Below are 9,861 nucleotides of genomic sequence, written 5' to 3' on the forward strand. Positions count from 1 at the left end.
GGGAAGGCATGCAATGACGCTGATCACCCGACGCTCCCTCCTGATCGCCGGTACGGCCGCGGCCGGTGCCGTACTGGTCCCGGCCGCCTCCGCCACCGCCGCACCGAAGGCGGCGGGCAGCCGGATCACGGTCGGCGCGGGGGAGACGTACCGGCTCACCGCGACCACCCGGGTCGGCCTCCTGACCGTCGCCGAGGGCGGCACGATCACCGCCCCCGACGGCCACAGCGTCACGCTGACCGTCGACGGAGCGGAGACCGGCCAGGCGCTCACCGCCACCGGCGGGACCCTCACCCTGATCCAGGCCGGCACCTACCGCGGCGACGTCGTCCTCACCGTGACGCCGGACAACCCGGTGACCTACCAGACGCTCACCTTCCCCTTCCGGCAGGCGCTGTACGTCGGCGCCGACGGCGTCGACCGGGACCGGTCCGTCCTCGCGGCCGTGCTCGGCGGCAAGGTGACGGACACCCTCGCGCGCGGGGTGTCCGTCACCTCCACCGGCGAGTGCTTCGACGCCGTGTACGTGAAGAACGCCGCCTACACGCTCCAGCGGCCCACCATCTCCCTGATCGGCAACGGCCGTTGCGACTTCGCCGGGTACGGTGCCGCGGTCGTCGGGACCGGCCCGGCGACCACACTGGTCCTGGACGGCGCGCGGATCGGCACCAAGGGCGTGGTCCGAACCGGTGTCATCGCGGACGACGGGGCCGCCGTACTCGTGAAGAACTCCACCGTCCGCACCCGCAACGGCGTGCTGCCCGCCGACTACCGGGCCACCGTGGAGACCCCGTACATGCAGTCGGTGCCCTGGATGCTCGGTCTGGACGGCAACGTCCGCGCCACCAACCTCGTCGGCAAGAACAGCCGGGCCACCTATCTCAACTCGACCGTCTTCTCCGAGACCTGGGGTGCCCTGTCGGTGGAGGGCGGCAGCGGTCTGAAGCTGACCGCGATCAACAGCCATGTCGGCAACACGGGTGAGTACGGGTACGGCACCTACGCCATCGGCGACGCGACCGTACGGGTCCTCGGCTCGCGCTTCGACGTCGGCAGCTACGCCACCATCATCGCCGGGCCCGCAGCGGTCGTGCACTACGGCGACAGCACCCGCGAGGCGGTCGCCGCGCTCGACTCGGAGCTGGGACTCGGTCTGTCGAAGGCCGAACTGGCGGCCCTGCCGGTGCGCAGCACGGTCGTACGGTCGGGGCACTTCGGCTACATGTTCTTCGGCGCGGGCACGCTGACCCTCGACGGCGGCACGGTGATCGAGTCCGAGCGGGCCACGTTCCTCAACAAGGGCCAGCAGACCGCCATCTCCGTCGACGGCTCGAAGGGCGCCCGGCTGGAACCGCGCGACGGGATCATCCTCCAGATGATCGAGCTGGACGACCCGGGCCCGGTCAACGTGGGCGGCAAGATGATGAACGTCGGCGTCTACACCGAGCCGACCGGGGACCCGGTGAGGGACACGGGCTTCGACGTCACCGCCGCGCACTCCACCGACGGTGCCGCCACCTTCACCGCCATCGCGCTGAAGGGCGACTTCTACAACGGTGTGCGCAAGGGCAAGAACATGGTCCTCACCTTCGAGGGCTCGACGGTGGAGGGCGTGATCTCCGCGTCCGAGGCCAGGCACCGGGTGTCCACCATCGACGCGGCGAACTTCCAGGAACTGGGCATCGTCACCAACACCGTACGGGCCGCCGTCAACAACGGCGCCGTCGTCCGGCTGAACAGCGGTTCGGTCTGGACCGTCACCGGCACCTCGTACCTGACCTCGATCGCCCTCGCCGCCGACGCGGCCGTCAAGGCGCCGCGCGGCAAGCGGCTGACCGTGACGGTCGACGGCACCGCCACGGTCCTCGAACCCGGCACGACCCACACCGGAGCCATCACCCTCACGGTGGCCTGAGAACCGGCGGAGGCGCGCTGATCAGACGGAGCGCGCCTCCGCCTCCTTCGCGATCCGTTCGAACTGCGCGCCCATGGCGGCCGCGAGGGCCTGGAGGCCGGACAGCGGGCGCACCATGACCGTGAGCGCGTCGATCAGACCGTCCTCGTCGACATGGATGAAGTCGCAGCCGCTGAGCTCACGGTCGTCCACCCGGGCGCTGAAGACCAGCGCGTGGTCACGGCCGTCGGCCGACGTCAGCTCACGGTCGTAGCGGAAGTCCTCGAAGACACCGGCGACGGTACGCAGGATCGCCGCGGTGATCGCCTTGCCCTGGTACGGCTTGAACACCGCCGGGCTGCTGAAGACGACGTCCTCGGCCAGCAGTGCCTCCACGGCGTCGAGATCGCCGGCCTCGACCGCCTCGCGGAACGCGCGCATCAGATCACCTCATAGTCAATTAGTTGAGTATTGGTGGGTCAGAGTAGTCACCGGTCGTCAGCGTGTCCACGGCCCGGTTCCTCTACGCTGATCGGGATGTTCAGCCCCGAAGGCCCCAGCCTGCGAGAACTCGCCGTCCAGGCGCTGTCCTCCGTCGAGCACGGCTACGACCTGCTCGCCCCCAAGTTCGACCACACCCCGTTCCGCACCCCGGACTCCGTGCTCGACGCGGTGGCGTCCGCACTGGAGTGGGACGGCCCCGTGGACGACGGCCTCGACCTGTGCTGCGGCACGGGCGCCGGAGTGGACGTGCTGTCCCGGGTGTGCCGCCGGAGTGTCACCGGCCTCGACTTCAGCGCGGGGATGCTCGCGCGGGCCCGCGGGCGCACCGCGGGGGCGGGGCCGCGGATCTCCTGGGTGCGGGCCGACGCCCGCGCCCTGCCGTTCGGCCCCGCCTTCGACCTGGTGGTGAGCTTCGGGGCGTTCGGGCACTTCCTGCCCCATGAGCTGCCGGGCCTGTTCGCCCAGGTCCACTCCGTGCTGCGGCCCGGCGGCCGCTTCGTGTTCCCCGTGGTCGCCCCGCCGCGCCCGTCGTCCCCGGCGTTCTGGACGCTGGCGGGTTTCGACGCGGCGATGCGGGTGCGCAACGCGGTGTGGCGGCCGCCGTTCGTCATGTACTACCGCGCCTTCGGGCTCGGGCAGGTACGGCGGGAGCTGGCGGGCGCCGGGCTGCGCATGAGCCTCCAGCCGCTGCCCGAGTTCGGGCGCAGGCGCGACGGCAGCCCGCGCGCCCGGCTGGTCACGGCCGTCCGGCCGGCCAGGGCGGTGGCCGTCCGGCCGTGACGTTCCCGCCGCCTGGACCGGCCACGGGTCCGGGCCGTCAGCCGGCCGCCGGCACCGTGAACTCGTACACCAGAGCGTCCTGCCGAGCGTCCACGAGCAGGTCCGTGATCTCCAGCGGACGCGCGTACTGGTCGTGGACGCGCCGGGTCACCCGCATCGAGGGCGCGCCGTCCAGCCGGGTGATGGAGTCGCGGTGGTGCAGGGTCAGGCCCGCCCTGCGCATCCAGTCGTAGGCCCGGCGGAGCTGGGCCGCGGCGGTGCCGTCGGCCCGGTTCCGGTAGCGGCCGAGCTCCGCCACCTCGGACAGCGCCACGGCGGAGAACGAGGTCACGGCGGAGCGTTTGCCGCCCCCGTCGGCGGCGGTCCACTCGTAGCGGTGCACGAGGGTCGGATGGTGCGGGGCGAGGCCCAGGGCGCGGGCGTGGTCCGGCGGGGGCGGCTCCCAGGCGACGGTGGCCCGGTCGACGGCGCCGGGATCCGGGCTGCGCACACCGACCGGGAAGGCGAGCGAGGCCGGGTCCTCCAGCGGGCGGCCCGTCAGGGTGGCGTGGCTGCCGCGCCGGTCGGTGGTGACCAGACCGTCGTGCCGCAGCACCTCCAGCGCCTGCCGGACGGTCAGCCTGCTGACGCCGAAGCGCTCGGCGAGCCGCCGTTCGCCCGGCAGGCGTTCACCGGGCGGGATGGTCCCGTCCCGCAGCTCGCCGAGCAACGTGGTGGCGACCTGCCAGTACAGGGTCCCGCCTTCGGTCGGTGCGCGGTCCTCGGGTCGTGTGCGGCTCTCGGTCCGCGCGCTGCCGTCGGTCCGCGCGCTGCTGTCGGTCCGCGCGCTGCTGTCGGTCCGTGCGTGGTCCGGGGCCGGCGCGTGGTCGTCGGTTCGCGGGTGGGTGGAGTCGTGGGGGGTGGTGCGGGCCATGCCGCGCCTCCTATGGTGACAAGACGTAGCCGTGCGAGCTCATTGCGCGACCAGATCTACCATTGGTCTAAACCAGTTGGGAAGGTCGGTCCGCAGGTTCGGCCGAAACCGACCCACGCGCCCCACCCGCCACAGCACCCCACGCGGCGTCAGAGCGCGCTGTACGCGGCGTCGACCAGCGCCATCTTCCGTGGGTCGTCGGCGATCCTCGACCCCATCCGGTTCATGACGTAGCCCAGGGACAGCCCCGCCTCCGGATCGGCCAGACCGCAGGAGCCGCCGAAGCCGTCGTGCCCCAAGGCCCTCGGGTTCGGCCCGTACGAGCCGTTCGGGCCGCTGAGCCACAGCCCGAGCCCGGCCTCGGTGTCATGGGCGAAACCGGACCCGATGACCAGGTCGCGGCAGCTGCCCTGCCCCTCGCGCACCTGCTCGGCCGCCTCGGCGGACAGCACGCGACGGCCGTCGAAGGTGCCCCGGCCCGCGAGGATCCCGTACAGCGCGGCGACGGCCCGGGCCGTGCCGTGCCCGTTCGCCGCGGGGATCTCCGCGGCCCGCCACTCGGGCGAGTTGGCCTCCGCCGCGCCCATCGCCGGGTTGGTCAGGGCGGCGACCGCCGCGGGCGCCAACTGGCTGAAGACCGCCGCCCGTTCACTGCTCGGCGCGGCTGGCGGAGGCACCAGCTCGGCCGCCCGTCCGGCCTCCTTCTCCGGCAGCCCGACGGTGAAGTCGACGCCCAGCGGCCCGGTCACCTCCCGTTCCAGGAACGCGCCCGGCAGCAGCCCCGACACCCGCCGCACCACCTCGCCGACCAGGTGGCCGTAGGTCAGCGCGTGATACCCCGACCGAGTCCCCGGCTCCCACCACGGCTCGGTCGCCGCGAGCCGGCGGGTGGTCAGCTCCCAGTCGTAGAACTCGGCGGGAGTGTGCCGTTCGCGCAGCCCCGCCAGGCCCGCGCGATGCGACAGCAGATGCCGTACGAGCACCCGCTCCTTGCCCGCCGCCGCGAACTCGGGCCAGTACGCGGCCACCGGCGCGTCGAGGTCGAGCAGTCCCCGGTCGGCGAGGATGTGCGCGCACAGGGCCACCGGCCCCTTCGTCGTCGACCACACGTTGACCAGGGTGTCCCGCTCCCACGGCCGGGTGCGCGCCGGGTCCGCCCAGCCGCCCCACAGATCGGCCACGGTCCTGCCGTCGAGGGTGACGGTCACCGCGGCGCCCAGCTCGCCGCGCTCGCGGAAGTTCTCCTCGAACGCCGTGCGCACCGCCGCGAAGCGCGCGTCGCAGTGGCCGTGGACCCGTGGCTCGTGCTGGTCGGGCATGTGTCCTCCGTCGTCCGCCGGAACACCGGGCCGCACCGCCGCGGCCCGGGCCCCAAGAACGTACCGACTGGTCGGACTGGAGGGAAGGCCGCCCAGGGCGGCCTGTGTCCCCGCCCAGCGCTCAGGCGTACGACCGCAGCCAGCGCACCTTGGCCGCTTCCTGGTACGGGCCGCCGCCCTCGTGGTCGTTGAAGTCGTACACCTCGATCGCCTTGTCGTCGTGCGCCCAGGCGTTGAAGGCCGCGAAGACCGTCGAGGGCGGGCAGGTCTGGTCCTCCAGGGCCGCCGAGAACAGCGCCGGCGCCCGGCCCCGGGCCGCGAAGTGCACGCCGTCGAAGTAGGACAGGGTGCGCAGGGCATCCCCGCCGCGGCCGCGGTGCGTCTTGAGGAAGAGGCCGATCTCCCGGTAGGGGTGGCGGTCCGTCAGCGTGGCCGCGCGCGGGAAGTCGCACAGGAACGGCACGTCGGGGGCGACCGCGACCAGGTCCGGGACCAGACCGCCCACGGCGAGGGTGATGCCACCGCCCTGGCTGGCGCCGAGCGCCACCGTGCGGGACGCGTCGGCCAGCGGATGCGACCGGGCGGCCTCGACGGCCCGTACCGCGTCCGTGAACACCCGCCGGTAGTAGTAGTTCTCGGGCGCGTCGATGCCCCGGGTCATGAATCCGGGGTACGCGGGCGCCCCGCCCACCGGGTCGGCGGTGCCACCGCCGCCGCCCCACGCGCTGCCCTGGCCGCGGGTGTCCATGACGAAGTGGGCGCGGCCCGTCGACGCCCACAGCAGGTGCTCGTGCGGCAGGCCGCGCCCGCCGCCGTACCCGATGAACTCCACCACCAGCGGCAGCGGCTCCTCGGCCGCGGCGGGCAGCGTCAGCCAGGCCTTCACCGGGTGGCCGCCGAACCCGGCGAACGTCACGTCGTACACCCGCACCGTGGAAAGCCCCGTGTCGACCGGCTCGAATCGGACGTCCAGGTCGTGCTCGCGTGCCTCCTGCAACGTCTTCGACCAGAACGCGTCGAAGTCCGCCGGCTCGGTGGACTCGCTGCGGTACTCACGGAGCTCGTCGAGAGCGAGGTCGAACAGGGCCATCGAGAACCACCTTCGGTGCGAACGGAGCGTACGGGCGATCACACCGTACGTGCGCTCGCGCGGCGGGCGCCAGGCCCTGTGAAACGGTTCAACGAAGCGGGCCGGGGTCACGACTGGTGGCGTCGCGTCCACTGCGGCTCGGTGTGCTCCCAGTCCCGTTCCCACTCGGCCATCCGGTGCCGCATGGCCACCCGGCGGACCGCGCCCTGCCCGAGGAGCACGAGAGCGGCGGCACCGCCCGCCGCGCACACCCCCGAGGTGAGCGTGTGCTGCCAGACGGCCGTCCGGCCCTGCGGCGGCCCGACGCTGCGGCCCTGCGCGTCGAACCACACGTCGACCACGTCACCGCGGAGCGTCCCGGCCGGCACCCGCGCCGTGGTGCTGCGCACCCTGCCGTCCTCGTCCGTCCAGCGCACGGGCACGCGATACGTCTGCCGCCGTCCGGCGTCCACGGACGGCAGGGTGTCGGGCGTCTGCCCGGTCACCTCGGCGCGCACCCGATGGCGCTCCGCGCGCTGGGCCGCGCCGAGCGCCCGCGCCTCGCCGTGCGCCCACCAGCCCGCGACGGCCCCGGCCAGGGGCGCACCCACGCACAGCAGGACGGTCATGAACAGTGCCGTCCACACCTCGACGACGTCCGAGCGTCGCCGCAGCGCACTGCGCCGCAGGCGCCGCAAGCGTATGGCGGTTCGCATGTCGGCCGACCTCCTCGCCGTCAGCGGTGCCGAGAGGTCGGGGGAAGCCGTACCCGTCGGCCGGTGCGCCACTCCTTCCGTGCAGCGTGCGAGAGCCACAGGGGGTTTTACCCCATTCGGCGGATATTGATCCTAAATCTGTACAAATCGGATCAGGGGTGCGGCGGGAGACCGCCCGGGCCCGGGGGATCGCCCGTCAGCCGAAGCGTTCGATCCGGATCCGGTCCACCGGCTGGCCCGCCGCCACGAGCAGCCGCGAGGCGTGCTCGGCGAAGGCGTTGGAGCCACACACGTACGCCTCCCACCCGCCGTCGGGTCGCTCGGCCAGCAGCGGCGCCACATGCGCGGCCGTCATGCGCCCCACCGGCACGCCCGCGGGCGCGGTCCGGGTGAACACGGGCGTGGTCTCGGTGCCGTACTCGTCCGCGTAGATGAGCTCCCGCGGACCGCGCGCCGACACGAGCAGCCGCAGCGGCACCGACAGGCGGCGCTCGCGATGGTGGCGCACCATCGACATCAGCGGTACGACGCCGGAGCCGGCCCCGATCAGCAGGGCGGGCCGGTCGCCGGGCCAGGCGAAGAAGCCGCTGAGCGGGCCGCGCACCTGCACCTGGTCGCCGGGCCTGGCCTCGGTGTGGAACCAGCCGGACACCTCGCCGCCCTCGACGTGGTCCAGGGTCAGCTCGATGTGCCCCGAGCCGTCCGGCGCCGAGGCGATCGAGTAGTGCCGCTGGGCCACGTACCCGTCCGCGGCGGTCAGCCGCAGCATCAGGTGCTGCCCGGGCAGGTGCCCCGCCCAGGCGGGCACCGCGAACCGGAAGGTGGCCGCGCGCGGGGTCTCCCGCCGGATCTCCGTGAGGGTGGCCGTCTGCCACTCGACCGCCGCCTCGCCGGCGTCGATGCGGCCGGGCACCGCGAAGCGGGTGGGCGGAACGAAAGCGGTCCGTGCCGTCGTCGTCGCGGTCACCGCTGTCGTCTCGGTCGCCGTCGCCGTCGTCGTCTCAGTCACCGGAGTACCGCTGTTCGTCCCAGGGGTTGCCGCGTGCGTGGTAGCCGTTCTGCTCCCAGAAGCCCGGCTCGTCGTGGTCGAGGAGGGTCAGCCCGGCGATCCACTTCGCGCTCTTCCAGAAGTACAGGTGCGGCACCAGCAGCCGGGCCGGACCGCCGTGCTCGGCGGCCAGCGGCCGTCCGTCGTACTCGAACGCGATCCAGGCGCGCCCGCCGGTCAGGTCCGCGAGCGGCAGGCTCGCGGTGTAACCGGTGTGCGCGTAGGCGACGGCGTGGGTGGCCGACGCGTGCGGGCCGACGGCCGCCAGGAACGTGTCCAGGGACACGCCCCCGAACCGCACCCCGAACTTCGACCAGCTCGTCACGCAGTGGATGTCGCCCTCGTAGGAGGAGGCCGGCAGCGCGTGCGCCGCCGCCCAGTCCCAGGTCTGCGGCCGCTCCACCAGGCCGTCCACCCGGAAGGTCCAGTCCGAGGCCGCGAGGTCCGGTGTGACCTCGGCGGACAGCACGGGCCAGTCGTCGCCCGCGTCGTACTGGCCGGGTGGCAGCCCCGGATTGTGGACGCGAGGGCGTCCGGTGAAGCCTCGGGTGACGTTCATGGGGGAGACGGTGCCTGCCTACGAGCTGATGCGTGCGGTCGCTTGCACATTCAACCGTACGTGCAAGTGGGACCCGCCCCGCCCCGGCCCGTGCGTCCCGCGCCGTCCGGCGGGGAATAGCGGGCCGGAGATCGTCCTTGCACGTGGCGTGCCCCTTGCCGGTCCCCCCGTACGACCGGTGGGCCCGCGACAGCGAAGGAGAGTGGAAGCAGATGCCGAAGGCGTACGTCCTCACGAGGTACGGCGACCCCCGGACCGGGACCGTCGCCGAGGCCGCCCCGGAGGCCGCCGGATGAGCGTCGCCCGCCCCGCGAGCACCTCGGGACCGGCGCGGCCGCACGTCCTGGACAACCCCGCCCGCGCCGCCCTCACCGGCCCGCACGCCCACTTCGCCGAACGGCACGGCCGGGTGCTGCGCTACCCGGTCGACGTCTCTCCCTGGCTGGCCCTGTCCGACGAGCCGGACGCCGGCGACTGGGCGGATCTCGCCGCGCTGGCCGGTCCCGGGGCCGAGGTCCCGCTGCTCGGCTTCCGCGGACAGGTCCCGCCCGGCTGGGAGATCACCTTCCACATGGAGGGTGTCCAGCTCGTCGACGACGGCCTGGCCGCCGCGCCGGACCCGGAGGCGGTGCCGCTCGGTCCCGCCGACGTGCCCGAGATCCTCGACCTGGTCGCCCGAACCCGGCCGGGACCCTTCGCGCCCCGCACCATCGAAATGGGTTCCTACCTGGGCATAAGGCGTGACGGAGCGCTCGTCGCCATGGCGGGGGAGCGGCTGCGCCCGCCGGGGTGGACCGAGATCAGCGCGGTCTGCACCGACCCGGCCGTACGCGGCCAGGGCCTGGCGAGCCGGCTGATCCTGGCCGTCGCCCACGGCATCCGCGAACGCGGGGACACGCCGTTCCTGCACACCGGCGCGGACAACGCGGGCGCCATCCGGCTGTACGAGTCGCTCGGCTTTCGGCTGCGGATGCGGACGGCGTTCCTGTCGGCGCGCGTCCCGGAGCGGATGGGGCAGGAGCGGACGGCGGGGGTGGCGTAGGGCGGACGGCCGGGCGG

General features: G+C 73.5%; 11 protein-coding genes. 4 read left to right on the top strand and 7 right to left on the bottom strand.

The genetic code is table 11. The annotated features are described in order from the left end of the window. Positions 1-13 precede the first annotated feature (13 nt). Complete coding sequence (locus FNH09_RS25145) at positions 14-1,915, top strand: hypothetical protein (protein ID WP_152891777.1); 1,902 nt, start codon at positions 14-16, stop codon at positions 1,913-1,915. Between the two features lie 21 nt (positions 1,916-1,936). On the opposite strand, the gene FNH09_RS25150 is transcribed toward FNH09_RS25145, so the two are convergent. Next, positions 1,937-2,335 (bottom strand): nuclear transport factor 2 family protein, encoded by a 399-nt coding sequence (locus FNH09_RS25150; protein ID WP_152891780.1) that lies wholly within the window; start codon positions 2,333-2,335, stop codon positions 1,937-1,939. A 96-nt stretch (positions 2,336-2,431) separates the two neighbouring features. Here FNH09_RS25150 and FNH09_RS25155 point away from each other — a divergent pair, with 96 nt between their 5' ends. Next, complete coding sequence (locus FNH09_RS25155) at positions 2,432-3,178, top strand: class I SAM-dependent methyltransferase (protein ID WP_152891782.1); 747 nt, start codon at positions 2,432-2,434, stop codon at positions 3,176-3,178. A 37-nt stretch (positions 3,179-3,215) separates the two neighbouring features. Here FNH09_RS25155 and FNH09_RS25160 read toward each other — a convergent pair whose 3' ends face one another. The 6 genes from FNH09_RS25160 to FNH09_RS25185 form a co-directional block, all read right to left on the bottom strand. Next, a complete protein-coding gene (locus FNH09_RS25160) occupies positions 3,216-4,091 on the bottom strand; it encodes a GntR family transcriptional regulator (protein ID WP_152891784.1) in 876 nt (291 codons plus the stop codon). Positions 4,092-4,240: 149 nt separating this feature from the next. After that, entirely contained in the window at positions 4,241-5,410 is a 1,170-nt protein-coding gene (locus FNH09_RS25165) for a serine hydrolase domain-containing protein (RefSeq protein WP_152891786.1), read from the bottom strand. Between the two features lie 121 nt (positions 5,411-5,531). Beyond that, positions 5,532-6,500, bottom strand: a complete 969-nt coding sequence (locus FNH09_RS25170) for an acetylxylan esterase (RefSeq protein WP_152891788.1) — start codon at positions 6,498-6,500, stop codon at positions 5,532-5,534. A 107-nt stretch (positions 6,501-6,607) separates the two neighbouring features. Then, positions 6,608-7,195, bottom strand: coding sequence for an Rv1733c family protein (locus tag FNH09_RS25175; RefSeq protein ID WP_152891790.1), 588 nt, complete (start codon positions 7,193-7,195; stop codon positions 6,608-6,610). A 196-nt stretch (positions 7,196-7,391) separates the two neighbouring features. Beyond that, the gene (locus FNH09_RS25180; protein ID WP_162469065.1) at positions 7,392-8,162 is read right to left on the bottom strand and encodes an FAD-binding oxidoreductase; all 771 of its coding nucleotides are present in this window, start codon (positions 8,160-8,162) and stop codon (positions 7,392-7,394) included. Positions 8,163-8,196: 34 nt separating this feature from the next. Further along, the gene (locus FNH09_RS25185) at positions 8,197-8,802 is read right to left on the bottom strand and encodes a sulfite oxidase-like oxidoreductase (RefSeq protein WP_152891792.1); all 606 of its coding nucleotides are present in this window, start codon (positions 8,800-8,802) and stop codon (positions 8,197-8,199) included. Between the two features lie 155 nt (positions 8,803-8,957). On the opposite strand from FNH09_RS25185, the gene FNH09_RS46770 reads away from it, so the two are divergent. Further along, a complete protein-coding gene (locus FNH09_RS46770) occupies positions 8,958-9,098 on the top strand; it encodes a hypothetical protein (protein WP_156110834.1) in 141 nt (46 codons plus the stop codon). Continuing rightward, the gene (locus FNH09_RS25190) at positions 9,095-9,844 is read left to right on the top strand and encodes a GNAT family N-acetyltransferase (RefSeq protein WP_152891794.1); all 750 of its coding nucleotides are present in this window, start codon (positions 9,095-9,097) and stop codon (positions 9,842-9,844) included. Before FNH09_RS46770 ends, FNH09_RS25190 begins: the two co-directional genes overlap by 4 nt. Positions 9,845-9,861 lie beyond the last annotated feature (17 nt).

It is taken from the genome of Streptomyces adustus, assembly GCF_009377175.1.
Taxonomy (GTDB): domain Bacteria; phylum Actinomycetota; class Actinomycetes; order Streptomycetales; family Streptomycetaceae; genus Streptomyces; species Streptomyces adustus.

Bases quoted from the DNA above. Each gene is read 5' to 3' on its own strand.
- FNH09_RS25145 (WP_152891777.1), top strand. From the start codon at position 14: ATGACGCTGATCACCCGACGCTCCCTCCTGATCGCCGGTACGGCCGCG.
- FNH09_RS25150 (WP_152891780.1), bottom strand. From the start codon at position 2,335: ATGCGCGCGTTCCGCGAGGCGGTCGAGGCCGGCGATCTCGACGCCGTG.
- FNH09_RS25155 (WP_152891782.1), top strand. From the start codon at position 2,432: ATGTTCAGCCCCGAAGGCCCCAGCCTGCGAGAACTCGCCGTCCAGGCG.
- FNH09_RS25160 (WP_152891784.1), bottom strand. From the start codon at position 4,091: ATGGCCCGCACCACCCCCCACGACTCCACCCACCCGCGAACCGACGAC.
- FNH09_RS25165 (WP_152891786.1), bottom strand. From the start codon at position 5,410: ATGCCCGACCAGCACGAGCCACGGGTCCACGGCCACTGCGACGCGCGC.
- FNH09_RS25170 (WP_152891788.1), bottom strand. From the start codon at position 6,500: ATGGCCCTGTTCGACCTCGCTCTCGACGAGCTCCGTGAGTACCGCAGC.
- FNH09_RS25175 (WP_152891790.1), bottom strand. From the start codon at position 7,195: ATGCGAACCGCCATACGCTTGCGGCGCCTGCGGCGCAGTGCGCTGCGG.
- FNH09_RS25185 (WP_152891792.1), bottom strand. From the start codon at position 8,802: ATGAACGTCACCCGAGGCTTCACCGGACGCCCTCGCGTCCACAATCCG.
- FNH09_RS25190 (WP_152891794.1), top strand. From the start codon at position 9,095: ATGAGCGTCGCCCGCCCCGCGAGCACCTCGGGACCGGCGCGGCCGCAC.